This is a genomic window from Roseateles microcysteis, from assembly GCF_036880965.1.
In the GTDB taxonomy this organism is placed as follows: domain Bacteria; phylum Pseudomonadota; class Gammaproteobacteria; order Burkholderiales; family Burkholderiaceae_C; genus JAUASW01.
In genome coordinates this window covers 557445-581320 of the sequence record NZ_JBAJMV010000001.1, presented here as the reverse complement: position 1 = coordinate 581320, position 23876 = coordinate 557445, and the positions used below count along the sequence as shown (strand labels likewise).

The following is a 23876-nucleotide window of genomic DNA, read 5'->3' as shown; positions in this document are numbered from 1 at the left end:
AGGCAGCGATGAGATCCTGTCGCGCCAGAATGCCCAGGTAAGCTGAATGCAGACGACATCGGCTCCCCTTGGCGCAGTTGTAGATGAGCCTCAGGTTTAGGTTAGTGGGGGCAGAGCACGAACGTCAGCATTGCGGCCATGAGCGTTTCTTGCTGCCCAAGTCATGAGGGACTGCACCCGCTGCGGGGCCGCCGCTCGCCGTCGGTCTCGGACTTCGGCTTTGGGCACATTGCTGCCGGTTGCGGGCGCTCCGGCGAATTCGACAACGGGGCAGCAGCGCGAGGTCGCAGCTTGTGAAAGCTGTCGCTGGACCTGACTGCGGACCACAGCAGTGGCAACCCCGTGCCGAATTTGCTGATCGGCTGCTTCAGTCAGTACAGCGGACACCCGGCCCGGGAACTGCTTCAATGGCCGGTGTCGACAGCAGCGAACTTTGAGCCACTGAAACCGAGCGGCAGCAACCAGCCTTATGCCGACGCCCCACCCGCCTCAGTGCGCCACCGTCAACCCCACTCCCGCCGCCTCACCCACCGGCACGCTGCCGCCACCAGGCAGATTGGCGCGCCTGGCGCCGGTGAAGCGCTTGGACCAGTAGGCTTCGCGCATGTCTTCCACGCGCACGGCGCTGCCGGTGCGGGGGGCGTGGATGAACTTGCCTTCGCCGACGTAGATGCCCACGTGCGAGAAGGTGCGGCGCATGGTGTTGAAGAACACCAGGTCGCCGGGCTTGAGTTCGTCCTTGCGGACGTTCTTCAGGCCTGACATGCCGGCCTGTTCTTCGGCGCGGTGCGGCAGCACCATGCCGACGCTCATCTCGAAGATGTAGCGGGTGAAGCCGCTGCAGTCGAAGCCGTTTTCTTCGGAGTTGCCGCCGCGCTTGTAGGGCACGCCGAGGAAGTTCATGGCCGAGAGCACCAGGTCCGACGCGGTGTCGCGCACCTGGTTCAAGAGCTTGGTGGAGCCCGCGCTCTGCAAGAGGCCGCGCTGCTGCAGGAAGCGGCTCACGGGGTCGTTGCTGACCTGGCTGGGGCCGGCCACGGTGGCCACCGAGGCCACCAGTTGCTGCGCCTGCAGCATCTGCTGCCCCTGGCCCCAGGCACCCGTCACCATGCCGGGCGGCGGCAAGGGTGCGCTGCCGCTCTGCTGCGCCACGGCACCCCCGGCGGCCAGGCACAACAGGGCCGCACCAGCGAGCTGGCGCAGCACAAGGAGATGGCGGGGGAGGGGGCGCGAGAGCTCGCGGCGTGGGAATGGCATATCGGCCGCGCAGCTTACGGAGGGGTCTGCGGGGGTGTCAAGAAAGGCAATGTAAGAGCGGCAGGATTTCAGGGAAAACCCGTTATTGGACCACGGCGCTGCAGCGTGCCGGCTGATTCGGGGTTTGCGCAAACGCAATGAAGTGCGCTTGTTCACGCGCCGGTCAGACTGTCGTCAGTGCGCCTGTTTGAAATGCCCAGCAATATTCAGGAGACGAGCCCATGACCGCAAGCAACCGCTATGCCGATTTCTACCGGCGTTCAATCGACCAGCGCGACGAATTCTGGGCCGAGCAGGCCGAGTTGATCGAATGGCAGACGCCGCCTCAACAGGTTTGCGATGCCAGCAACCCGCCGTTTGCGCGCTGGTTCGTCGGCGGCCGCACCAACCTCTGCCACAACGCGGTGGACCGCCATGCCCGCGACCATGCCAGCCGCCGCGCGCTGATCTGGGTCTCGACCGAAACCGGGCAGGAAAAGGTCTACAGCTTTGCCGAGCTGCAAGCCGAGGTGGAGCGCATGGCGGCGATCATGCTGGCGCAGGGCGTGCAGCGCGGCGACCGGGTGCTGGTCTATATGCCGATGATTCCCGAGGCCGCGTTTGCGATGCTGGCCTGCGCGCGCATCGGCGCCATTCATTCGGTGGTGTTCGGCGGCTTTGCCAGCGTGAGCCTGGCTCAGCGCATCGATGACGCCGCGCCCAAGCTGATCGTCAGCGCCGATGCCGGCAGCCGCTCGGGCAAGGTCGTGCCCTACAAGCATCTGCTGGATGAGGCGATCAAGCTCGCGACGCACAAGCCGGCGCGCGTGCTGATGGTCAACCGCGGTCTCGCCGAGATGAGCCGCGTGGACGGGCGTGACCTCGATTACGCCGCCGAGCGCGAGCGCCACCTGAATGAGCGCGTGCCCTGCGCCTGGCTGGAGTCCAACGAGGTCAGCTACACGCTCTACACCAGCGGCACCACTGGCCGACCCAAGGGCGTGCAGCGCGACGTTGGCGGCTACGCGGTGGCGCTGGCCGCGAGCATGAAGCACATCTTCTGCGCCAAGCCGGGCGAGACCTACTTCTCCACCAGCGACATCGGCTGGGTGGTGGGCCACAGCTACATCATCTACGGCCCCTTGTTGGCCGGCATGGCCACGGTGATGTACGAAGGCCTGCCCACGCGGCCCGATGCGGGCATCTGGTGGCAATTGGTCGAGAAGTACAAGGTCTCGGTGATGTTCAGCGCGCCCACGGCCGTGCGTGTCTTGAAGAAGAGCGACCCGGCCTTTCTCGCCAAATACGATCTCAGTTCGCTGCAGGCCCTGTTCCTGGCCGGCGAGCCGCTGGACGAACCCACGGCGCGCTGGATTTCCGAGGGCATTGGCCGCCCCATCATCGACAACTACTGGCAGACCGAAACCGGCTGGCCCATCCTCACTGTGGCCAACGGCGTGGAATCCGCGAAGAGCAAGTTCGGCTCGCCCGGCAAGGCCATGTACGGCTTTGACATGAAGCTGGTGGACGAGAACACCGGCGAAGACATTGCGGGCGCCCACCAGAAGGGCCTGCTCGCCATTGCCCACCCCTTGCCGCCGGGTTGCCTGCAGACGGTGTGGGGCGACGACGAGCGCTTCGTGAAGACCTACTGGACGAGCATCCCTGGCCGCCAGCTCTATTCCACCTTCGACTGGGGCGTGCGCGACGAGGAGGGCTACTACTTCATCCTGGGTCGCAGCGACGACGTGATCAATGTGGCCGGCCACCGCCTGGGCACGCGCGAGATCGAGGAAAGCCTCTCAAGCCATCCGAACGTGGCCGAGGTGGCCGTGGTCGGCGTGGCCGATCAGTTGAAGGGGCAGGTGGCCATGGCCTTCGTGGTCTTGAAGGACCCGACCAAGGCCGCCACACCTGAAGAGGCGTTGCGCCATGAAGGCGAGATCATCAAGCGCGTCGACGAGCAGCTGGGCGCCGTGGCCCGGCCGGCGCGCGTGCGCTTCGTCACCGTGCTGCCCAAGACGCGCTCGGGCAAGCTCCTGCGCCGCGCCTTGCAGGCGGTGTGCGAGGGGCGCGATCCTGGCGACCTCTCCACCATCGAAGACCCGACGGCGCTGGCACAGGTCAAGGCATTGTTCGCCTGACACCCTGTTGCAGAGTGCCGCCCTTGCGGAGCTGGGTAGTGCCGACGAGGCACTGCCGCTGGCGCAGGCCAGCGTTCAGGCGGCACTAAGCGCCTGACCCCGGTGGCCGACGCCAGTCGGTCTCGATGAAGCGGACGACACTGTCCTCGTGGTGCGGGCCGATGACGGTATGCGCCACGGCCTTGACGGCATCGATGGCATTGCCGACCGCAATGCCCCGGTGCGCAGCGCGCAGCATGCTCACGTCGTTGATGTGGTCGCCAAAGACCACGATCTCGCGTTCATGCAGGTCGTAGCGTTCGGCCAGGGTCTTGATCGCCTGGTCCTTGGTGGCTCGCCGGTCATGGATGGTGAGCCAGGGCCAGCCGGGGCGATAGAGGTCCTCGTTCATGTGGATCTCGAGACGGCCCTGGGCCAGCCCTTCGACCTCGGCCATCAAGGCCTGCAAGGGTTCTGCACGGTCCACGACGACGATGGTCACGGCCGGGTCGTGCAGCACGTCCTGCAGGCGCTCGACCTGGCGGAAGCGCGGGTCGCGGTTGCGATGGCGCTCCTCGACAAAGCGCTCTTGCGCCTCGTTGTGGGCCGACTGCCAGAACAGCTGGTCGCCCTTGGGCCCGTGCGTTGCCACGAACGGCATCTTGTCGTGCCGACGGATCAGCGCGAACACTTCTTGCGCCAGCGAGGGCTCCATCGCATTGACCATCTCGTGGCGGCCGCTGGCGTAGTCGCTCAGGTAGGCGCCATTCGACGAAATGACCGGCAGCTGCAAGGGCAGGTTGCCCAGCAGCTGCTTGATCGACACTATGTGGCGCGCACTGGCTATGGTGAAGGTCAGGCCTTCGTCCAGCAGACGGACCAGGCCAGCGCGCGTGGAGTCCGCGAGCTGGCCGGTCGGGTCGAGCAGGGTGCCGTCGAGATCGCTTACATACAGAGTCATGACATGTCTGCCCCTCGCTCAGCGAGTACGCTGAGCGGTCCCCCGAGGGGACGGACAGCCCGCCTTGGGGCGGCCCGGCGCCGGGCTGTCACAAGACTTCGGAAGCAAAGTCCGCCAGGCGCGAACGCTCGCCGCGTGCCAGCGTCACATGGCCGCTGTGGGCCCAGCCCTTGAAGCGGTCTACCGCGTAGGTCAGGCCCGAGGAGCCTTCGGTCAGGTAGGGGGTGTCGATCTGCGCCAGGTTGCCCAGGCAGACGATCTTGGTGCCCGGGCCGGCGCGGGTGATCAGCGTCTTCATCTGCTTGGGCGTCAGGTTCTGCGCCTCGTCGATGATCACGTACTTGTTCAGGAAGGTGCGGCCGCGCATGAAGTTCAGGCTCTTGATCTTGATCTTGCTGCGCACGATGTCGTTGGTTGCCGCACGGCCCCATTCGCCAGCGGCGCTGTCGCCACGGGCCAGCACTTCGAGGTTATCGTCCAGGGCGCCCATCCATGGGCCCATCTTTTCTTCCTCGGTGCCGGGCAGGAAGCCGATGTCCTCGCCCACCGGCACGGTGACACGGGTGACGATGATCTCGCTGTAGCGGCGCTCATCGAGCACTTGCGACAAGCCGGCGGCCAGCGTCATCAGCGTCTTGCCGGTGCCGGCGGTGCCGGTCAGGGTGATGAAGTCGACCTCGGGGTCCATCAGCAGGTTCAAGGCGAAGTTCTGCTCGCGGTTGCGCGAGGCGACACCCCAGACCGAATGCTTCTGATGGCCGTAGTCCTTCACGGTGCGCAGCACGGCGGTCTTGCCGGTGATCTCGGTGACCTTGGCATAAAGCGGCGCGGCGCCCGGCGCTTCCAGGTAGACGAACTCGTTGATCAGCAGCGTGGGCACCAGCGGGCCGCTGATGCGGTAGTAGGTCAGGCCGCCTTGCTGCCAGCTCTCCATGGTCTTGCCATGGCGCTCCCAGAAGTCATTGGGCAACTGCTGCACGCCGGTGTAGAGCAGGTCGGAGTCTTCCAGCGTCTTGTCGTTGCGGTAGTCCTCCGCCGGCAGGCCCAGCGCGCGGGCCTTGATGCGCATGTTGATGTCCTTGGACACCAGCACCACTTCGCGCTTCGGGTCGAGCCTTTTCAGGGCCTGCACGACGCCAAGGATCTGGTTGTCCGCCTTGCCCTGGGGCAGCCCTTGCGGCAGCGGCATGTCGATCAATTGCGTCTGGAAGAACAGCTTGCCGCCGGCTTCGCGGTGGCCGGTGTGGTCCAGGGGCAGGCCCTTGGCCATTTCCTCGAGATTGCTGCTCTTCATCGAGGCCGCCAGCTGGTCCAGCTCGCGGCTGACCTGGCGCACATTGCGCGCCACTTCGGTCATGCCCTTCTTGTGCCCGTCCAGCTCTTCGAGCGTGATCATGGGCAGGTAGACGTCGTGTTCCTCGAAACGGAACAGGCTCATCGGGTCGTGCATCAGCACATTGGTGTCGAGCACGAAGAGCTTGGGGTTGCCCACGCTCCTGGCCTTGGCGGGCCCGCGTTTGTTGCCGGCAACGGGTGCTGCACGGCTGCCGGCGGCCTTGGTGGCCGGGGTGGGCCGGGCGGGCGTGGATTCGGGGCTGCGGGCCACGGTCGGCACGATGCTCAGGGGTCTTGCCTCGTTGGCAGCCGGTGCCGGGCGGGCAGTGGGTTTTGCCGCGGCAGGGGGCTTGCTGACAGTCAGCGTGGTGGCGTAGGCGGTAGGTTCGAGTCGGCTGGCGCGCTTGGTGGGGGCTTTGGGCAGAGGCATGAGGCTTGGTGTCAGGGCGGGCTGAATCGCCCTCTCAGGTGAATGCCAGGGGCGGAACAAGCCACGGGGGCCGATGCCGAAGGTTCTGAAAAGCAAAAAGCCGCACAGGCTGCTGTGCGGCTTTGTTGGTTGGTGCGGCTTTGGCGACCCTCGGGCATGGGCTGATTATGCACATCCCGGATGCCGGTTTCGGGCTTGGCTGCGCGAGCAGCAGGGCTGCTGTGCAAAAAGCGACGGGCCAACATCAGGTTCGTCGCGCGCTTCCCGCAGGAGTGGGGGCGAGGCAACCCACGTTCTCCCAGGCGATGCAGCTTCAAAGCGCGACGGGCCAACAAAAAAGTCGGCGTCCTCAGGGGAAACGCCGACTCTGTCTTGCGCGGATGCACGCCTAAGCTATCAGGCTGCTTCCTTCTTCAATGCCTTGACCGACTTCAGCACTTCATCCACATGGCCGGCCACCTTGATGCCGCGCCATTCTTCGCGCAGCACGCCGCTGGCGTCGATCAGGAAGGTGGAGCGCTCGATGCCCTTGACCTTCTTGCCGTACATGATCTTGTTCTTGACCACGCCGAACATGTGGCAGAGCTTTTCTTCGGTGTCGGCGATCAGCTCGAAGGGCAGTTCAAGGTTTTGCTTGAACTTGTCGTGCGAAGCCATGTTGTCGCGCGAAACACCCAGCACGACTGCGCCGGCCTTCACGAAATCCTTGTGGCGGTCGCGGAATTGCATCGCTTCGGTGGTGCAACCTGGAGTATTGTCCTTCGGGTAGAAGTACAAGACCACAACCTGACCGTGGAATGCATGAGGCGTGAACTTCACGCCGCCGGTGGCGAGAGCTTCAATTTCCGGGAGAGGTTTGTTGAGCGCTGGCGTCATGTGGCGTTCTGTAGACTGTAGTGCTGCCCGGATGGGCATAGCCAGCGATTATACGTTGAACGGCAACCCGGCTCCTGACGCTGCTTCAGGCGTCAATCATTCGCATGCTCATTCGGGGTCGATCAGCAGGGCGGCCAGCACGGCGCGGCCCTCGCTGGCCAGCACGTTGTAGGTGCGGCAGGCGGCGCCCAAGTCCATGGTTTCCACCCCGATGCGCGCCTGGATCAGGCTGCGATAGAGCTGAGGCCTGGCGAAGCGGATGCGCGCGCCGCTGCCGAAAACCACCAGTTCGGGCTTGCACGCCAGGATCTGCTCGAAATGTGCTTCCGTCAGATCTTCGAACCGGCTCAGCGGCCACGGCTGCACCTCGCCACGCCAGGGGACGAGCAGGCTGGCGCGGTGCGGCTGGCCATTGACCCAGACACATTGGCCGTCGTGGCGCGAGATGGCGTTGCCGCCTTGCTGTTCGTCGAGCTGGAATTTCATGGGGTCGGAGATTTGGGCTGCCGCGAAGCGAGCCTGCGTTGTTTGCGAAAGCGCCAGCGGCGCCCCTGGGGAAAGCCCTGCTACCCTGTGGTCAAATTCTACTTTTGCCCCGGAGTCTGCGCCCCGTGATGAAGCCTGTCGCCAAGTCCAGCAAGCTGGCCAATGTCTGTTACGACATCCGTGGACCCGTGCTCGACAAGGCGCGAGCGATGGAGGAAGAGGGCCAGAAGATCATCAAGCTGAACATCGGCAACATCGCCGCATTCGGCCTGATGCCGCCGGACGAGATCGTGCAGGACATGATCCGCAACCTGCCCGATGCCGCCGGCTACACCGATTCCAAGGGCCTTTTCGCACCGCGCAAGGCAGTGGTGCACTACTGTCAGGAAAAGAACATCCGCGGCGTCACCATCGACGATGTCTACCTCGGCAACGGTGCTTCCGAGCTGATCGTGATGGCGCTCAACGCGCTCCTGGACAACGGCGACGAGGTGCTGCTGCCCGCACCCGACTACCCGCTCTACACCGCCGCCGTGGCGCTCTCGGGTGGCAACCCGGTGCACTACATCTGCGACGAGAGCAGCGACTGGTTCCCCGACATCGAGGACATCAGGCGCAAGATCACGCCGGCCACCAAGGCCATCGTCGTCATCAACCCGAACAACCCGACCGGCGCGCTCTATCCCGAGAGCCTCCTGCTGCAGATCGTCGAACTGGCCCGTCAGCACCAGCTGATCATCATGGCTGACGAGATCTACGACAAGACGCTGTACGACGGCAATGTCCACACCAGCATTGCCTCGCTGGCCGACGACGTGCTGTGCCTGACCTTCAACGGCCTGTCGAAAAACTACCGCAGTTGCGGTTACCGCGCCGGCTGGATGATCGTCTCCGGCGAGAAGCGCCATGCGAAGGACTACATCACCGGCCTCAACATGCTGGCCTCGATGCGACTGTGCGCCAACACGCCAGGGCAGCTCGCGATCCAGACGGCGCTGGGCGGCTATCAAAGCATCAAGGACCTGGTGGCGCCCGGTGGCCGCCTGTGCCGCCAGCGCGACCTGGCCTACGATTTGCTCACCCAGATCCCGGGTGTCAGCGTGGTCAAGCCCAAGGCGGCGCTGTACATGTTCCCCCGCCTGGACCCCAAGATCTACCCGATCGAGGACGACCAGCAGTTCGCCTACGAGCTGCTCGCCGAGGAAAAGGTGCTGATCGTGCAAGGGACGGGCTTCAACTGGATTGCCCCCGATCATTTCCGCCTGGTGTTCCTGCCCAATTCCGACGACCTCGCGGAAGCCGTGGGCCGCATCGAACGCTTCCTGTCGCACTACCGCAAGCGTGCAGGCCGTTGAACTGAAATCCCCTGAGACGAAACCGAGACATCAAATGAACGCGATCAAAGTCGGCCTGCTGGGCATTGGCACCGTGGGCAGTGGCACCTTCAATGTGCTGAACCGCAACCAGGCAGAGATTCGCGGCCGTGCCGGCCGTGGCATCGAGATTGCGATGGTGGCCGACCTCGATACCGCCCGCGCCAAGAGCATTGTGGGCAACGCCTGCGAAGTGGTGAGCGATGCACGCCAGGTGATCGCCAACCCCGAGATCGACATCGTTGTCGAGCTGATCGGCGGCTATGGCGTGGCCAAGACCCTGGTGCTGGAGGCGATTGCCGCCGGCAAGCATGTGGTCACCGCCAACAAGGCGCTGCTGGCCGTGCATGGCACGGAGATCTTTGCCGCTGCCCATGCCAAGGGCGTGATCGTCGCGTTTGAAGCGGCCGTGGCCGGTGGCATTCCCATCATCAAGGCGCTGCGCGAAGGCCTCACCGCCAACCGCATCGAATGGATCGCCGGCATCATCAACGGCACGACCAACTTCATCCTGTCGGAAATGCGCGGCAAGGGCCTGGACTTCGCCACCGTGCTGAAGGAGGCGCAGCGCCTCGGCTATGCAGAGGCCGACCCGACCTTCGACATCGAAGGCGTGGACGCGGCGCACAAGGCGACCATCATGTCGGCCATCGCCTTCGGCATTCCGGTGCAGTTCGACAAGGCGCATGTCGAGGGCATCACGCAGCTGCAGGCGGCCGACATCAAGTACGCCGAGCAGCTCGGCTATCGCATCAAGCTCTTGGGTCTGACGCGCCGTCGCGAGAACGGCATCGAGCTGCGCGTGCACCCGACGCTGATCCCGACCAACCGCCTGATCGCCAACGTCGAAGGCGCGATGAATGCCGTGGTGGTGCAGGGCGATGCCGTGGGCACGACCCTGTACTACGGCAAGGGCGCCGGCTCCGAGCCCACGGCCTCGGCCGTGATTGCCGACCTGGTGGACATCACCCGCCTGCACACGGCCGACCCCGAGCACCGCGTGCCGCACCTGGCCTTCCGGCCTGACGCGATGAGCGACACGCCTATCCTCGCGATGGACGAGGTGCTGACCAGCTTCTACCTGCGGCTGCGTGTGGCCGACGAAGCCGGCGTGCTCTCGCGCATCACCACCATCCTGGCCGAGAACGACATCTCGATCGACGCCGTGCTGCAGCGCGAGTCGGCCGAAGGCGAGAAGCAGACCGACCTGATCATCCTGACGCACGAGACCGTCGAAGGCCGCATGAACAAGGCGCTGGCATTGATGCAGGGCCTGCCGACGGTGCTGGCGCCGATCGTCCGCTTGCGCAAAGAGGAACTCGCCTGATGCGCTACATCAGCACCCGCGGCGACAAGACCGAGCGCCGTTTCTGCGAGATCCTGCTGGAAGGCCTGGCGCCGGACGGCGGTCTCTACCTGCCTGTTGCGTATCCGCAGGTCAGTGATGCAACGCTGACGAAGTGGCGCAACCTCTCCTACGCCGAGCTGGCTTTCGAGATCCTCAGCCTCTACATCGACGACATCCCTGCCGAAGACCTGCGCGCCATCACACAGCGCACGTACACCGAAGCGGTGTTCGGTACGGCGGCGATCACGCCATTGAAGCAGCTTGAGCCCGGCCTCGCGCTGGAAGCCTTGTCCAACGGCCCGACGCTGGCCTTCAAGGACATGGCGATGCAACTGCTCGGCCAATTGTTCGAGTACGAGCTGGGCCGCCGTGGCGAAACGCTGAACATCCTCGGTGCCACCTCGGGCGACACCGGCAGCGCCGCTGAATACGCCATGCGCGGCAAGGCGGGCGTCAATGTATTCATGCTCTCGCCGCTGGGCCGCATGAGCCCCTTCCAGCAGGCGCAGATGTTCAGCCTGCAGGACAAGAACATCCACAACATCGCCGTTGAGGGCGTGTTCGACGACTGCCAGGACATTGTCAAGGCAGTGTCCAACGACCTCGCGTTCAAGCGCCAGCACAAGATCGGCACGGTCAACTCGATCAACTGGGCACGCCTGCTGGCCCAGGTCGTCTACTACTTCGCCGGCTATCTGCAAGCCACGAAGTCGAACAGCGACAAGGTCAGCTTCTGCGTGCCCTCGGGCAACTTCGGCAACGTCTGCGCCGGCCATGTGGCCCGCCAGATGGGCCTGCCCATCGCCAAGCTCGTGGTGGCGACGAACGAGAACGACGTGCTGGACGAGTTCTTCCGTACCGGCAGCTACCGTCCGCGCGGCAGTGCCGAGACGCATGAAACATCGAGCCCCTCGATGGACATTTCCAAGGCCAGCAACTTCGAACGCTTCGTTTTCGACCTCCTCGGTCGCGACGGCGCGCGCGTGAAGGCGCTGTTCGGCGCGGGCGGGTTTGCGCTGACGGCTGAAGAGCATGCGGCGATTGCGCGTTTCGGCTTCAGTTCCGGCCGCAGCACGCATGCCGACCGGCTGGCGACGATCAAGCTCTGCCATCAGCGCTACGGCCAGCTGATCGACACCCACACGGCCGATGGCCTCAAGGTCGCCTTGGAACAGCGCGAGCCGGGCGTGACGATGCTGGTGCTGGAGACAGCGCTGCCGGCCAAGTTCGCTGCCACCATCCGCGAGGCGCTGGACATCGAGCCGCCGCGGCCTGCAGGTCTTGAGAACATCGAGGCCCTGCCAAAGCGCGTCACCGAAATGAAGGCCGACGCACAAGCCGTCAAGCAGTTCATCGTCGACCATGTCTGAAGCCCCCCGGCCGGCGCTGCAAAGCCTGGACGACGCGCTCGCGCGGCTTCTGAACCAGGTCGCGCCGCTGGGTCAGTTCGAAAGCCTGCCCACCGCTGATGCGCTCGGCCGCGTGCTGGCCGCCGAGGTTCGCTCGCTGATCGACGTGCCGCCGGCGGACAACACCGCCATGGATGGCTATGCGCTTTGCGCAGCTGACGTGGCCGAGCTCGGCACCGTGTTGCCGGTTGCACAGCGCGTGCCTGCCGGCGTGGTCGGCGCCAAGCATCAGGCCGGCACGGCGGCGCGCATCTTCACCGGCGCGCAGATTCCGCTCGGCGCCGATGCGATCGTGATGCAGGAGCAATGCGAAACGGTCGCTGGCGAAGGCCTCGGCAGTGTGCGCATCAACACCGCAGTGAAAAGCGGCCAATGGATACGACGCCGGGGCGAGGACGTGGAGCGGGGCAGCCTGGTGCTCGCTGCTGGTCATCGCCTGGACGCTGCCGCCTTGGGGCTGGCGGCTTCAGTCGGCGCCGCGCATTTGAACGTGGCCAAGCGGGTGCGCGTGGCCTTGTTCTCAACCGGCGACGAGTTGGTGATGCCCGGCGAGCCCTTGAAGCCCGGCGCGATCTACAACAGCAACCGCTTCACCTTGCGCGGGCTCTTGCAAGGCCTGGGCTGCGAAGTGATCGATCTCGGCATCGTGCCGGACCAGCTCGATGCCACGCGCGCCGCCTTGCGCGAAGCCGCTTCGAAGAGCGACCTGATCATTACCTCTGGCGGCGTCTCGGTCGGCGAGGAAGACCATCTGCGCCCCGCCGTGCAGGCCGAGGGCAGCCTGGACCTCTGGCAGATCGCCATCAAGCCCGGCAAGCCCTTGGCTTTCGGCCAGGTCAGCAAGGCTTGGTTCATCGGATTGCCGGGCAATCCTGTGGCCAGCTTCGTCACCTTCCTGCTGCTTGTGCGCCCGGTCATCCTGCGCATGCAAGGCGCCACGAAACTGACGCCGCGGCGACTGAGCTTGCGCGCAGATTTCGCCTGGCCCCGGGCCGACAAGCGCCGCGAGTTCCTGCGCGTCCGCTTGAATGACGCGGGCGGTCTCGAGCTGTTCGCGAACCAGAGTTCAGGTGTCCTGAGCTCGGCCGTCTGGGGCGATGGCCTGGTCGACAACCCGCCGTCCACGACGATTGCCGCCGGCGATGTCGTCAGCTATCTGCCGTTTTCCGAGCTGCTGTCATGAGCATCACCGTCCGCTATTTCGCCTCGCTCCGCGAAGCACTGGGCAGCAGCGAACAGCTCGATGCTGCAGGCCTCAGCCTGGCTCAGCTGCGTGACCACCTGATCGCCAGGGACGCCGCTCATGCCGATGTGCTGGCGCGTGGCCGTGCAGTGCGATGCGCTCTGAACAAGCAGATGTGCGATGAGTCGACGCTCATTCCTGACGACTCGGAAGTCGCCTTCTTTCCACCCGTCACTGGCGGCTGAGCATGCAAGGCCTGCACCTCACTGCCGATCTGAGTGGCTGCGATCCGGCGCAGCCGCTGATGACCAACACCGAAGCCCTGCGCGCGCTTTGCGTCGAGGCCGTGGCTGCGGCCGGGCTCGGCGCTGTGGCCGAACTCTTTCATCGGTTCGAGCCGGCGCCCGGCGAAAGCCAGAGCGGCATCACGGGTGTTGTGCTGCTGGCTGAATCGCACCTGGCGATTCATACCTGGCCGGAGCGCGGTGGCGTGACGCTGGACGTCTACGTTTGCAATCTCGGGCAAGACAACAGCGACAAGGCAAGGCACCTGATGCAGGCTCTTTGCACGGAATTTGCGCCAGGTGCAACGCGAATGCAGGCGCTGCAGCGCGGCTGACCGGAATGCAACAAGGCCCGCCGAAGCGGGCCTTGTTCATTGCCGGCCGGAGCCGATCTATCAGAACGCGTAGTTCAGGCCCACATTGAACTGCTGAATCTTCACATTGACCGAGTCGGTGCCGGTGCCGATCTTGTTGCTGCCCAGGTTCACGTACTCGGCGCGCAGGCTCAGGTTCTTGTCGAAAGCGTAGTCGCCGCCGAAGCCGAACAGGGCCTTGCTCTTGTGCAGCGAGTAGGTCGCATTGCCTTGCGACAGGTCCAGGGAGTTGCGGCTCATGCCCAGGCGGCCGAACAGCGAGAACTCCTTGGTGATCGGGGCGATGCCCAGCACCGAGGCGTGGATGGCGTTGGCGGTGATGGAGACGCCGTCTTCCTTCCACTTGCCCATGCGGCGCGCTTGCAGTTCAAAGGCGACGTTCTCGTTCAGCGAGTAGCCGAGCGTGGCGCCGAAGCCGGTCTTGCGCTCTTTTTCGCCTTCGGCCTTGAACTGGCTGGAGCTGATGTCTCCACCGATGTACCAAGTCTTGTCAGCGGCAGAAGCGTGGGCAGCGATGAAGGCCAGGGCGGCCAGGGCAACAATCTTCTTCATGGGTCGTGTCTCTTTCCGGTTAACCCCTCCTCTTGGGGGCGACGCGATGCTAACAAGGGTTTTTGCTAAAAGGGTTTGTGCTGTTGCTGCTTACCCGAATGTTTCTTTTTGAGACGACTGACTTTTGGCAGAGCTGCCCACCTCATGGCCTAAGGCGTAGGCCTCTTCGAACACGGAGTAGGCGGCCAGATCGCTGTGGGCAAAGCGCAGCCGGCCGTGCGGCTGGCGCAAGGCGGCCAGACTGGCCGAACTGCGTCGTCCTGGCACAGGGATGCTCATGGCATGGCCCCAGCGGGCGATGTCGATGCGCTGGAGGCGCTCGGGCAGGTCGAGATGCAGCGAGCTCACTTCTGCCAGCACACGGCTGGCCCATTGCCGCCATTCATCCTTCAGCAGTGCAGGCCGCTGACTCTCCGGCAGCGCCCAGTAGCTGCTCAACACGGTGGCTGCGCGCTGCGGTGCGAGGCCTTGATGGCCGGCGTCGACATAGCCCAGCGCTTGCTGGCTGCCGTAGGCCACGTTGTCCCAGGCGGGCGGTGCGCCGGGGCGGTCCAGCAGCGGTGCATCGATCAGCAGATTGGCAACCAGCCAGGGCGCATGGCGGGCGGTGCGCGTGGCTTCCAGCAGGGCGCTTGGTGCGGCCTCGCCAAGCAGCCGTTGAGCGATGAAGAGCGGCGTGGCCAGCACTACTTGCGAGGCGGACCAGCGCTCGGGCGCATCTGCTGCCTCGTTCCAGCAGCGCACCTGCACCTCATGCTTGCCGGGCTCGATGCGCAGCACGGTGCGGCCGGGCTGCAGGCGAGGGCCCAGGCCGGCCGCCATGCGCTCGGTGATCCAGCCATTGCCCTCGGGCCAGGTCAGCACGGGTTCGCGTTCGGCCTCGGCATCGCCCGGCGCGTGGAAGCCGTGCCTGCTGGCGAAGTAGTGCAGACCGGCCCAGGCCGACACCACGGCGCTGCCGGCGCCGAAGTCATCGCGGCAGCAGTAGTCGAGATACCAGCGCAGCCGCGCATCGTTCAGCTGCCGCGCATCCAGCCATTGGTCGAAGGTCTGGCTGTCGAGCGCGGTGTGGCCGGCAGTCCAGCGGGCGCGATGCGTGGGCATGGCGAAGCCGAGGTCCCGCTGTGCTTGCGCCACAGCTGCGCCAAATCGGCGGTATTGAGCCAGGCCGGCCGCGCCATTGGCCGGCGGCAGCAGGCCCTCGACCCATTGGCCTTCGAAGAACAAGCGCTCCTGCGGGCTGTGGCAGAGATTGCGCTCGTCATAGACCACGCGGCCGAGCTCATGGCGCGCCAGCCCGAGTTCGATCAGAAGCTCTAGAACATCGGGTGCCGCGGGGCCGGGCAGTGGCAGGTAGTGCGCGCCGAGCGGGCAGCGAATGCCTTGCAGAGAATGGCCGCGCGCATTGCCGCCGGCCTGGTCTTCCAGCTCCAGCAAGGTGAAATCGATGCCCCGCTTGTGAAGCGCACGGGCGCAGGCCAGGCCGGCCACACCGCCGCCAACAATCAGCACCTCGGTGCGGCGCAGCGGGCCATCGCCGGCGGCGGGCAAGGGCTGGCGCAGCCGGTGGCCGCGCGCAGGCGTGGCGCCAACCCAGCCGCCTTGCAACTCCTGTGGCCCGCGTCCGCAGGACGCCAGGGCCAGGGCGCCAGCGCCGCCGAGCAGGCCGCGCCGCGAGATCAATGGACCTTGCCCCATTCCGCTTCGAACTCGTGGACCAGTTGCTGGTTTGACAGGCGGTTGGCCTCCAGCCCTGGCGGCCTGGCCATGTCGGGCGGAAAGTCAAACAAGGCCGGCAGGCTCTGCACGCTGAGGAACTTCAGACCCTCGGGCAGGGCGCGTGGCAAGGCGAAAGGTCGGCGCGAAGACAGGATGAAGCCCCATTCGCCGAAGCTGGGCACATGGGCGTGGTAGGCCGTCGCTGTCAGGCCCACCGCCTCGACCGTGGCCGCCACGGTCCAGAAGCTGCGCCGCGCGATCAGTGGCGAGGTGGTCTGGATCACCGCATAGCCCGAGGCGCTCAGGTGCTGGTCGACCAGCTGATAGAAGCTCGTCGTGTAGAGCTTGCCCAGCGAGAAATTGGACGGGTCGGGGAAGTCGATCACGATCACGTCGAAGCGTTCATCGACGGGCAGTTGGCCCAACCAGCCGAAGGCGTCGGTGTTGACGATTCTGAGCTTGGGGCTCAGGAGCGACTCGTGGTTCAGCTCGCGCAGCAAGGGCAAGGTCGAGAACAGCCGCGTCATGTGCGGGTCCAGCTCCACCAGCGTGACCTGCTCGACGCTCGGGTACTTGAGGATCTCGCGCACTGCCATGCCGTCGCCGCCACCCAGCACCAGCACCTTCTTGGGCGCGCCGTGCGCCGCCATCGCCGGGTGGACGAGCGCCTCGTGATAGCGGTACTCGTCGCGCGAATGGAACTGCAGGTTGCCGTTCAGGAACAGGCGCACGCCATTGCGGCCGCTCGTGACCACCACGCGCTGGTAGTCGCTCGATTCGCGCACCAGCATCTGTTCGCCGTAGAAGCGCTCTTCGGCCCAGCTTGTCAGTTGCTCGGCGCCCAGCATGGCCACCACGAGGGCGAGCAGGGTGAACGCGCAGGCGGTGGCATGCGCCCCCCAGCGCCGCAATTGCGGCTTGAAGAGGAACAGGGCCCACACTGCCACGAGCGCATTGAGCAGGCCGAAAGCGATGCCGGTGCGTATCAGCCCGAGATGCGGCACCAGCAGGAGCGGGAAGGCCAGCGCGACCAGCAGTGCACCGAGATAGTCGAAGGTCAGCACCTGCGAGACCAGGTCCTTCAGCGCATAGCGATGGCCGTGCTGGCTCTTCAGGATGCGCATCACCAGCGGAATCTCCAGGCCCACCAGTGCGCCGACCAGCAGCACCAGGGCATAGAGCAACCAGCGGAACTCGGTGAGATGCGCGGGCGGCAGCAGGCTGTGCGCAGCAAAGAGCGCCGCCGGCATCAGGCCGCCAATCAGGCCGACCAGCAGCTCGATGCGCAGGAACTGCGCCACCAGTTGCCGCTCGACAAAGCGCGAGAGCCAGGACCCCAGGCCCATCGCAAACAGATAGGTGCCGATGATGGTCGAGAACTGCAGGACCGAGTCGCCCAGCAGGTAGCTGGCCAGCGCACCTGCGGCCAGCTCATAGACCAGGCCGCAGGCCGCGACAACGAAGACGCTGGCGAGCAGCAGCAGCTCGGGCAGGGAGACGCGCGCGGCGGAATTGCCGGCCGGGATGTCAGTGGATGGCGGAGGCAACGATCAGTCCGATGGAGATGCACATGGAGCCGACCACGATGGCCAGTGCCAGGTTCTTGTGCTCGACGATTTCTTCCCAGAGCTTGTAGGGCGTGAGCTTGTCGATGATGACGAAGCTGATCCAGAACACCAGCACGCCGATGATGGCGTAGAGGATGGAGCCCAGCACGATGCCGGGCTTGAGGAATTCGAAACCGCTCATCTCAGCTCTCCTTGCATTGAATTCATTATTTGTGCCCACCGCCGCCGCCAAAGCCGCCGTAGGAGCCGCCTGAATAGCCCGGGCGCACGCCGCTGCCGCTGCTGTTGCGGCGGCATTGCTGGTATTCGGTGCTGGCCTCACCGTAGGCGTTCTTGTAGCTGTCGCAGTCGTCCTTGCTGCAGGCCCGCAGGAGGATGATCAGCAGGACGAAGGCAACGGCAATGATGATGATGGTGCGTACCAGGGAGCCGCCGCCGCTCAGGGCACCGGCATCACGGGCCAGGGCGGCGCCGCGATCGGCTGCGAGGCGGAAGCCCTTGGCCACTTCCGCGGCGTCCAGCTTGCGCCCGAGCGACCAGGTGATCTCAGCGCCACTGCGTTCGCTGCTCAGCAGCTCCGTGCTGCTCTCGTAGTCGCCCACCTGGACGCGGTCCTCGCGCTGCACGCGCCAGTAGAACTCGCCCAGCACATAGGTCGTCTTGGCAGCGTTTTGCCAGCGCTGCTTGAAGCGCCGGCCCTGCCATTCCACGTCGCTGCCCCCGGCCGTCTTGGGCACGCCGGTGAGCGGGCGCACCAGGCTCCAGCCTTCTTCGGTGTCCACCAGGAAGGCAAAGCCTTCCATGCGGTTGTAGAGCAGGTACTCGCGCCAGAAGGTCTGTTCTTCGTCGTCGCCGGGGTCCGGAATGTCGCAGCGCTCCTGATAGCCGACCACCTGCCAGGGCAGGGGCTTGCCATTGGGCAGCAGCGACAGCGAGCCCGTGGTTCCCAGCGGGATTTGCGGCTCCATGCCGTTCGACTGCGCGTAGTGCTCCAGGTCTGCGCCGGCGCCGCCGGAGATGTCGACGACGGCATGGCACTGGCCGCAGACGATGGACTTGGTCGTGCCGAGCTTGGGCTCCAGCGAGGCGCCGCAGCTCGGGCAGGACATGGCGCGCGAGGCCAGCGTGGCCTCGCTGTCCTCTCGCAAGCCGGTCATGGCCAGGTCGGCCAGGCGCACGGCGCGGCCGACCGACCATTGCGGCGGCTCGCTCAAGTAGTCGAGCGTGCCGACTTCGTCCTGGCTGTTGCGCAGGTCGGCCAGCAGGAATTCGCCCGCATGCTGCAGCGGTGGCTTGGGCAGCTCGCCCTCGGCCGCGCCCAGCGTGACCAGGGTCAGCGAGGCGACCCGCCAGGCCTGGCCGTCCAGCACCTGCTGCGCGCCGACGACCAGCGTGTGAGATGGCGGTGCCGGTTCGTTCAGCGGCGCGTCGAACGAAAAGACATAGGCGCCGTTGTCTTCGGACAGCCAGCCGCTTTTGCCGCCACGGCTGGCGCTGGGCCGCCCCGAGGCAGCCACACCCCCTTGAGGGGGCGGCATCGATGGCGATGCCTCGGGGGCTTCATCAAAGAGGGCATGCCACTCGTTCCAGACGCCGCCCTCGTAGCGCAGTTGCAGCCGCCCGACGAGCGTGAAGTCTGCGCCTGCATGGCGGCCGCGCGCCTGCAGCTGCAGCGGGCTGTGGTCCGCGAACAGCTCGGCGCTCTGGCCGATCTTGCGCAATGCCTCGCCTTCGCGCAGCAGCGTGCTGCGGCAGAAGCTGCAGATCGCGCTGGCCGAGGCGCTGGAAGCGAACTCGACCGGCGCGCCGCAGTTGGGGCAGGCCGCGGTCCAGCGGCGCTGCGGTGCGGTGGACTCAGCCAAGACTTATCCGAGCTTCTTCAGCAAGTCGGCCTTCTTGGCCGCGAACTCCTCATCGGTGAGGATGCCCTTGGCCTTCAGGTCGCCGAGCTTCTCGAGCAGGCCCATGATGTCGTCCGCGCTCTGCGCCGCAGGAGCGGCTGGCGCTGCGGCCGCCGGGTGGGCCGTGCCCGCCAGGCCGGCTTGCAACTGCTGCGCCAGCACCTGGCCCATGGCCACGCCAGCGCCCAGGCCCATCGCATCGCCCGCCACGCCGCCACCTGACGCTGCACCCTTGGCCATCTCGGGCAGGGACTGCGCGGTCTGGTACTGCATGAACTGGCCCATGTTCTGGCCGATCATGCCCATGCCGATCTTCTGGTCGAGGATCTTCTGGAGGTCTTCCGGCAGCGAAACGTTCTGCAGCGTCACGCCTTCGAGCTTCAGGCCGATGGCTTCGAAGGAGGGGGCGGTTGCTTCCTGCAGCGCCTTGGCGAACTCGACCTGGTTGGCAGCGAGGTCCAGGAACGGGATGCCGCTCTGCGCCACGGCATCGCTGATGTGCTGCAGCATCAGGCCACGCAACTGGCCGTCCAGCTCCGCCGCGGTGTACTGCTCGCGGGTGCCCGAGATCTGCTGATGGAACAGCTTGGGGTCGACGATCTTGTAGGCGTAGTTGCCGAAGGCGCGCAGGCGCACGGCGCCAAAGTCCTTGTCGCGGATCGTCACCGGCTGCTGGGTGCCCCAGCGCTGGTCGATCTGCTGGCGGGTGCTGAAGAAATAGACGTCGCTCTTGAACGGAGACTCAAACAGCTTGTCCCAGTTCTTCAGGTAGGTGAGCACCGGCAGCGTCTGCGTCGTCAGCTTGTACATGCCGGGGCCGAAGACGTCGGCCACCTTGCCTTCGTTGACGAACACCGCCATCTGCGACTCGCGCACGGTCAGCGAGCCGCCGTACTGGATTTCCATGTCGGCAATCGGGAAGCGCCAGGCCAAGGTGCCATCGCTCTCTTCCGTCCACTGGATGATGTCTATGAACTGTTTCTTGATGAAGCTCATCAGGCCCATGGTGTTCCCCTCTCAATGCAATGCGGCCGTTTGCCGCGAGGCGCAGTATCCAACAGCCGCCCGCGGGCCCAAGCCATTTTGGATGGTTGGACCGCCAGCGCGCATGAACGGACCATGGTGGCACATGAGGCCGCAAAATACGCTCCCATGAAAACCTGCCGCAGCGTCAGCATCCAGACCGAGGATTTCGACCTCACGGCCGAGGCCGCCGCCCTGCGCGAGGGCGATGGTGGCATCGGTGCCGTGGTGGCCTTCGTCGGCACCGTGCGCGATGCGGCGGATGCCCGCCCGGTCCAGTTGATGGAGCTGGAACATTACCCGGGCATGACGGAGTCGGCCATCGCCGGCATGATCGACCAGGCCTTCGAGCGCTTCGAGATCCGCGCCGCCCGGGTGATCCACCGGGTCGGTGCCCTGGCGGCCCGGGATCAGATCGTCCTGGTGCTGGTGGCCTCGCGCCATCGCGGCCAGGCTTTCGAGGCCTGCGAGTTCCTGATGGACTACCTGAAGACCCAGGCGCCGTTCTGGAAGAAGGAACATGGCCCGGAAGGTGCGCAGTGGGTGGACGCCCGCGAGGCGGACGACGCGGCGCTGGCGCGTTGGGGTGTCAATTCAAGGAACGGAGCGGTATGAGCGCAATGATTCATGGGCTGGCAGTGGCGGGCGGTGCAGCGGCCGGTGCCTTGCTCCGCTGGCGGGTCGGGGTCTCGTTCAACGCCCTGTGGCTGGGCTTCCCGCTGGGAACGCTCCTGGTGAATGTGCTGGGCGGCTTTGCCATCGGCATGGCGCTGGAATGGTTCGGCCGCCAGCCGGATGAACTGCTCAAGGTTTTGCTGGTGACCGGCTTCCTGGGCGGCCTGACCACGTTTTCGGCCTTCTCGGGCGAGTCGCTGTCGCTCTTGCAGCGCGGCCACACCTGGATGGCGCTGGGCCATGCGGCGGCCCATGTGCTGGGCTCGCTGGCGGCGGCGGCGCTGGGCATGGGGATGATTCGTTTGATCCTGGACAAAGCCTAGGGTCTTGAAATTGCGGCCCTGGGGTCCCACTTGCTCGGGAACCGGAGGATTTTCCCCATGCGAGTCGACAAACTCACCACCCGATTTCAAGAAGCGCTGAACGAGGCGTCCAGCCTCGCCGTCACGCGCGACAACCCCTATATCGAACCCGTGCACCTCTTGTCAGCGATGCTGATGCAGGAGGACGGCCCGCGTGCCCTGCTGGAGAGAGCCGGCGTCAAGGTGCCGGCGCTCAAGTCTGCGCTCGACAGCCTGCTTGCCGGTCTCCCTCAGGTGCAGGGCGAAGGCCAGCAGGTGGGCGCCGGGCGCGACCTGGTCAGCCTGCTGCAAACTGCAGAGAAGGAAGCCTCCAAGCGCGGCGACCACTACATCGCCAGCGAGATGTTCCTGCTCGCCCTGGCGGATGCCAAGACCGACCTGGCCGGGGTCGTGCGCGGCCATGGCCTGACCCGCCAGGCGCTGGAGACAGCGATTGAAGCCGTTCGCGGCGGCCAGAAGGTGGACAGCCAGGAAGCCGAGGGCCAGCGCGAGGCACTGAAGAAATACACCCTGGACCTGACCGAGCGCGCCAAGCAGGGCAAGCTCGACCCGGTGATCGGCCGCGACGACGAAATCCGCCGCGCCATCCAGGTCCTGCAGCGCCGCACCAAGAACAACCCGGTGCTGATCGGCGAACCCGGCGTGGGCAAGACGGCCATCGTCGAGGGTCTGGCCCAGCGCATCGTCAATGGTGAAGTGCCGGAGACGCTGAAAGACAAGCGCGTGCTGGTGCTGGACATGGCGGGTCTGCTCGCCGGCGCCAAGTTCCGGGGCGAGTTCGAGGAGCGGCTCAAGGCCGTCCTGAAGGAAGTGGCCATGGATGAAGGCCGCATCATTCTCTTCATTGACGAGATCCACACCATGGTGGGCGCCGGCAAGGCCGAAGGCGCCATCGATGCCGGCAATATGCTCAAGCCCGCGCTGGCCCGCGGCGAACTGCATTGCATCGGCGCGACCACGTTGGATGAGTACCGCAAGTACGTCGAGAAAGACGCCGCGCTGGAGCGTCGTTTCCAGAAGGTGCTGGTGGACGAACCGAGTGTGGAAGCGACCATCGCCATCCTGCGCGGCCTGCAAGAGCGCTATGAGGTTCACCATGGCGTCGAGATCACCGACCCGGCCATCGTGGCCGCGGCCGAGCTGAGCCATCGCTACATCACCGACCGATTCCTGCCCGACAAGGCCATCGACCTGATCGACGAGGCCGCGGCCAAGGTCAAGATCGAGCTCGACTCCAAGCCCGAGGTGATGGACAAGCTGGACCGCCGCATGATCCAGCTCAAGATCGAGCGCGAGGCGGTGCGCCGCGAGAAGGACGAGGCCTCGCAGAAGCGCCTGGCCCTGATCGAGGAAGAACTCCTGAAGCTCGGGCGCGAGTACGGCGAGCTGGAAGAGATCTGGACCAACGAGAAGGCGCAGGCCCAGGGTTCGGCCCACGTCAAGGAAGAGATCGACCGCATCAAGCAGCAGATCGAGGAGTTGAAGCGCAAGGGTGACTTCAACAAGGTGGCCGAGCTGCAATACGGCCGCCTGCCCGAACTTGAAGCGAGCCTGAAGGAGGCGCAAGCCAAGGAAGCCGGCAAGAGCGGCACTGGCACGCCCAACAAGCTCCTGCGCACCCTGGTCGGCTCGGAAGAAATTGCCGAAGTCGTGGCGCGTGCCACCGGCATACCGGTCTCCAAGCTGCTGCAGGGCGAGCGCGACAAGCTGCTCAAGATGGAAGCCAAGCTGCACGAGCGCGTGGTGGGTCAGGACGAGGCGATCACGGCCGTGGCCGACGCCATCCGCCGCTCGCGTGCCGGCCTGTCAGACCCGAACCGGCCGCTGGGCTCCTTCCTGTTCCTCGGCCCCACCGGCGTGGGCAAGACCGAGCTGTGCAAGGCCTTGGCCGGCTTCCTGTTCGACAGCGAAGATCACATGATCCGGATGGACATGAGCGAGTTCATGGAGAAGCATTCGGTCTCGCGCCTGATCGGCGCGCCGCCGGGCTATGTGGGCTACGACGAAGGCGGCTACCTGACGGAAGCCGTGCGCCGCAAGCCCTACAGCGTGCTCCTGCTCGATGAAGTCGAGAAAGCGCATCCGGATGTGTTCAATGTGCTCCTGCAGGTGCTGGACGATGGTCGCCTGACCGACGGCCAGGGCCGCACGGTGGACTTCAAGAACTGCGTGATCGTGATGACCAGCAACCTCGGTTCGCAGCACATCATGCAGCTCGCCGGCGAGCCGAGCGAGGTGATCCGCGATGCGGTGTGGGAAGAGGTGAAGGCGCATTTCCGGCCCGAGTTCCTGAACCGCATCGACGAGACCGTGGTCTTCCATGCGCTGGACAACAAGAACATCGCAGCGATTGCCAAGATCCAGCTGCGTGCGCTGGAAGAGCGCCTGGCCAAGCTGGAGATGAGCCTGGACGTCGGCGAGGACGCGTTGGCCGAGCTGGCCAAGGTCGGCTTCGACCCGGCCTTCGGTGCGCGGCCCCTGAAGCGCGCGATCCAGCAGCGCATCGAGAATCCGCTGTCGAAGTTGATCCTGCAAGGGCGCTTCGGGCCGAAGGACGTGATCCCGGTGCATATCGACGGCGGCGAGTTCTCGTTCGAGCGCGTGGTGCACTGATCGCCAGCATGAGCGCAAGGCTGGGCCGGCTCTCCTTAGAATCGG

Annotated in this window: 21 protein-coding genes; 10 read left to right on the top strand and 11 right to left on the bottom strand. The window is 65.5% G+C overall.

Going from position 1 to position 23876, the window contains the following annotated elements; translation table 11 throughout:
* Window positions 1-489: 489 nt before the first annotated feature.
* The gene (locus V3596_RS02685; protein ID WP_416383953.1) at window positions 490-1257 is read right to left on the bottom strand and encodes a C40 family peptidase; all 768 of its coding nucleotides are present in this window, start codon (window positions 1255-1257) and stop codon (window positions 490-492) included.
* A gap of 221 nt (window positions 1258-1478) precedes the next feature.
* Between V3596_RS02685 and V3596_RS02680 the strand changes: the two genes are divergently transcribed.
* The gene (locus V3596_RS02680; protein ID WP_334276047.1) at window positions 1479-3380 is read left to right on the top strand and encodes a propionate--CoA ligase; all 1902 of its coding nucleotides are present in this window, start codon (window positions 1479-1481) and stop codon (window positions 3378-3380) included.
* 85 nt (window positions 3381-3465) lie between these two features.
* Here V3596_RS02680 and V3596_RS02675 read toward each other — a convergent pair whose 3' ends face one another.
* The 4 genes from V3596_RS02675 to V3596_RS02660 form a co-directional block, all read right to left on the bottom strand.
* Complete coding sequence (locus V3596_RS02675; protein ID WP_334276046.1) at window positions 3466-4320, bottom strand: HAD family hydrolase; 855 nt, start codon at window positions 4318-4320, stop codon at window positions 3466-3468.
* Between the two features lie 88 nt (window positions 4321-4408).
* Window positions 4409-6085, bottom strand: coding sequence for a PhoH family protein (locus V3596_RS02670; protein WP_334276045.1), 1677 nt, complete (start codon window positions 6083-6085; stop codon window positions 4409-4411).
* A gap of 396 nt (window positions 6086-6481) precedes the next feature.
* Window positions 6482-6961: a peroxiredoxin gene (locus V3596_RS02665; RefSeq protein WP_334276044.1), complete on the bottom strand. Its 480-nt coding sequence runs from the start codon at window positions 6959-6961 to the stop codon at window positions 6482-6484.
* Window positions 6962-7069: 108 nt separating this feature from the next.
* Window positions 7070-7447 (bottom strand): Mth938-like domain-containing protein, encoded by a 378-nt coding sequence (locus V3596_RS02660; protein ID WP_334276043.1) that lies wholly within the window; start codon window positions 7445-7447, stop codon window positions 7070-7072.
* 128 nt (window positions 7448-7575) lie between these two features.
* On the opposite strand from V3596_RS02660, the gene V3596_RS02655 reads away from it, so the two are divergent.
* From V3596_RS02655 to speD, 6 genes are read left to right on the top strand one after another with little or no spacing between them, the layout of a single operon-like run.
* Window positions 7576-8802, top strand: a complete 1227-nt coding sequence (locus V3596_RS02655; protein WP_334276477.1) for a pyridoxal phosphate-dependent aminotransferase — start codon at window positions 7576-7578, stop codon at window positions 8800-8802.
* A gap of 34 nt (window positions 8803-8836) precedes the next feature.
* On the top strand, window positions 8837-10147 hold the full coding sequence (locus V3596_RS02650) for a homoserine dehydrogenase (RefSeq protein ID WP_334276042.1): 1311 nt from the start codon (window positions 8837-8839) through the stop codon (window positions 10145-10147).
* Window positions 10147-11538 (top strand): threonine synthase, encoded by a 1392-nt coding sequence (gene thrC / locus V3596_RS02645; protein WP_334276041.1) that lies wholly within the window; start codon window positions 10147-10149, stop codon window positions 11536-11538. The genes V3596_RS02650 and thrC overlap by 1 nt, the downstream gene beginning before the upstream one ends.
* The gene (locus V3596_RS02640; RefSeq protein WP_334276040.1) at window positions 11531-12760 is read left to right on the top strand and encodes a molybdopterin molybdotransferase MoeA; all 1230 of its coding nucleotides are present in this window, start codon (window positions 11531-11533) and stop codon (window positions 12758-12760) included. The genes thrC and V3596_RS02640 overlap by 8 nt, the downstream gene beginning before the upstream one ends.
* On the top strand, window positions 12757-13005 hold the full coding sequence (locus V3596_RS02635) for a MoaD/ThiS family protein (RefSeq protein ID WP_334276039.1): 249 nt from the start codon (window positions 12757-12759) through the stop codon (window positions 13003-13005). The genes V3596_RS02640 and V3596_RS02635 overlap by 4 nt, the downstream gene beginning before the upstream one ends.
* Before the next feature lie 2 nt (window positions 13006-13007).
* Complete coding sequence (speD, locus tag V3596_RS02630; protein WP_334276038.1) at window positions 13008-13379, top strand: adenosylmethionine decarboxylase; 372 nt, start codon at window positions 13008-13010, stop codon at window positions 13377-13379.
* 60 nt (window positions 13380-13439) lie between these two features.
* Here speD and V3596_RS02625 read toward each other — a convergent pair whose 3' ends face one another.
* From V3596_RS02625 to V3596_RS02600, 6 genes are all read right to left on the bottom strand, one after another.
* Complete coding sequence (locus V3596_RS02625; RefSeq protein ID WP_334276037.1) at window positions 13440-13970, bottom strand: outer membrane beta-barrel protein; 531 nt, start codon at window positions 13968-13970, stop codon at window positions 13440-13442.
* A gap of 90 nt (window positions 13971-14060) precedes the next feature.
* Complete coding sequence (locus V3596_RS02620; protein WP_334276036.1) at window positions 14061-15668, bottom strand: flavin monoamine oxidase family protein; 1608 nt, start codon at window positions 15666-15668, stop codon at window positions 14061-14063.
* Window positions 15650-17236: a polyamine aminopropyltransferase gene (locus V3596_RS02615; RefSeq protein WP_334276035.1), complete on the bottom strand. Its 1587-nt coding sequence runs from the start codon at window positions 17234-17236 to the stop codon at window positions 15650-15652. Before V3596_RS02615 ends, V3596_RS02620 begins: the two co-directional genes overlap by 19 nt.
* Window positions 17217-17438: a DUF350 domain-containing protein gene (locus V3596_RS02610; protein WP_334276033.1), complete on the bottom strand. Its 222-nt coding sequence runs from the start codon at window positions 17436-17438 to the stop codon at window positions 17217-17219. The genes V3596_RS02615 and V3596_RS02610 overlap by 20 nt, the downstream gene beginning before the upstream one ends.
* A 25-nt stretch (window positions 17439-17463) precedes the next feature.
* The gene (locus V3596_RS02605; RefSeq protein WP_334276032.1) at window positions 17464-19119 is read right to left on the bottom strand and encodes a DUF4178 domain-containing protein; all 1656 of its coding nucleotides are present in this window, start codon (window positions 19117-19119) and stop codon (window positions 17464-17466) included.
* Between the two features lie 3 nt (window positions 19120-19122).
* Window positions 19123-20163 (bottom strand): SPFH domain-containing protein, encoded by a 1041-nt coding sequence (locus V3596_RS02600; RefSeq protein ID WP_334276031.1) that lies wholly within the window; start codon window positions 20161-20163, stop codon window positions 19123-19125.
* A gap of 147 nt (window positions 20164-20310) precedes the next feature.
* On the opposite strand from V3596_RS02600, the gene V3596_RS02595 reads away from it, so the two are divergent.
* The 3 genes from V3596_RS02595 to clpB are packed head-to-tail and all read left to right on the top strand — an operon-like array spanning window position 20311 to window position 23831.
* Entirely contained in the window at window positions 20311-20796 is a 486-nt protein-coding gene (locus V3596_RS02595) for a molybdenum cofactor biosynthesis protein MoaE (protein ID WP_334276030.1), read from the top strand.
* Window positions 20793-21179 (top strand): fluoride efflux transporter CrcB, encoded by a 387-nt coding sequence (gene crcB, locus V3596_RS02590; RefSeq protein ID WP_334276029.1) that lies wholly within the window; start codon window positions 20793-20795, stop codon window positions 21177-21179. The genes V3596_RS02595 and crcB overlap by 4 nt, the downstream gene beginning before the upstream one ends.
* 57 nt (window positions 21180-21236) lie before the next feature.
* A complete protein-coding gene (gene clpB, locus V3596_RS02585) occupies window positions 21237-23831 on the top strand; it encodes an ATP-dependent chaperone ClpB (RefSeq protein WP_334276028.1) in 2595 nt (864 codons plus the stop codon).
* Window positions 23832-23876: the final 45 nt, after the last annotated feature.

Coding starts and splice junctions, on each gene's coding strand:
- V3596_RS02670 (WP_334276045.1), bottom strand. CDS start 6,085: ATGCCTCTGCCCAAAGCCCCCACCAAGCGCGCCAGCCGACTCGAACCT.
- V3596_RS02595 (WP_334276030.1), top strand. CDS start 20,311: ATGAAAACCTGCCGCAGCGTCAGCATCCAGACCGAGGATTTCGACCTC.
- V3596_RS02665 (WP_334276044.1), bottom strand. CDS start 6,961: ATGACGCCAGCGCTCAACAAACCTCTCCCGGAAATTGAAGCTCTCGCC.
- V3596_RS02600 (WP_334276031.1), bottom strand. CDS start 20,163: ATGGGCCTGATGAGCTTCATCAAGAAACAGTTCATAGACATCATCCAG.
- V3596_RS02685 (WP_416383953.1), bottom strand. CDS start 1,257: ATGCCATTCCCACGCCGCGAGCTCTCGCGCCCCCTCCCCCGCCATCTC.
- V3596_RS02625 (WP_334276037.1), bottom strand. CDS start 13,970: ATGAAGAAGATTGTTGCCCTGGCCGCCCTGGCCTTCATCGCTGCCCAC.
- speD (WP_334276038.1), top strand. CDS start 13,008: ATGCAAGGCCTGCACCTCACTGCCGATCTGAGTGGCTGCGATCCGGCG.
- V3596_RS02655 (WP_334276477.1), top strand. CDS start 7,576: ATGAAGCCTGTCGCCAAGTCCAGCAAGCTGGCCAATGTCTGTTACGAC.
- crcB (WP_334276029.1), top strand. CDS start 20,793: ATGAGCGCAATGATTCATGGGCTGGCAGTGGCGGGCGGTGCAGCGGCC.
- V3596_RS02675 (WP_334276046.1), bottom strand. CDS start 4,320: ATGACTCTGTATGTAAGCGATCTCGACGGCACCCTGCTCGACCCGACC.
- thrC (WP_334276041.1), top strand. CDS start 10,147: ATGCGCTACATCAGCACCCGCGGCGACAAGACCGAGCGCCGTTTCTGC.
- V3596_RS02620 (WP_334276036.1), bottom strand. CDS start 15,668: ATGGGGCAAGGTCCATTGATCTCGCGGCGCGGCCTGCTCGGCGGCGCT.
- V3596_RS02680 (WP_334276047.1), top strand. CDS start 1,479: ATGACCGCAAGCAACCGCTATGCCGATTTCTACCGGCGTTCAATCGAC.
- V3596_RS02650 (WP_334276042.1), top strand. CDS start 8,837: ATGAACGCGATCAAAGTCGGCCTGCTGGGCATTGGCACCGTGGGCAGT.
- V3596_RS02610 (WP_334276033.1), bottom strand. CDS start 17,438: ATGAGCGGTTTCGAATTCCTCAAGCCCGGCATCGTGCTGGGCTCCATC.
- V3596_RS02660 (WP_334276043.1), bottom strand. CDS start 7,447: ATGAAATTCCAGCTCGACGAACAGCAAGGCGGCAACGCCATCTCGCGC.
- clpB (WP_334276028.1), top strand. CDS start 21,237: ATGCGAGTCGACAAACTCACCACCCGATTTCAAGAAGCGCTGAACGAG.
- V3596_RS02635 (WP_334276039.1), top strand. CDS start 12,757: ATGAGCATCACCGTCCGCTATTTCGCCTCGCTCCGCGAAGCACTGGGC.
- V3596_RS02640 (WP_334276040.1), top strand. CDS start 11,531: ATGTCTGAAGCCCCCCGGCCGGCGCTGCAAAGCCTGGACGACGCGCTC.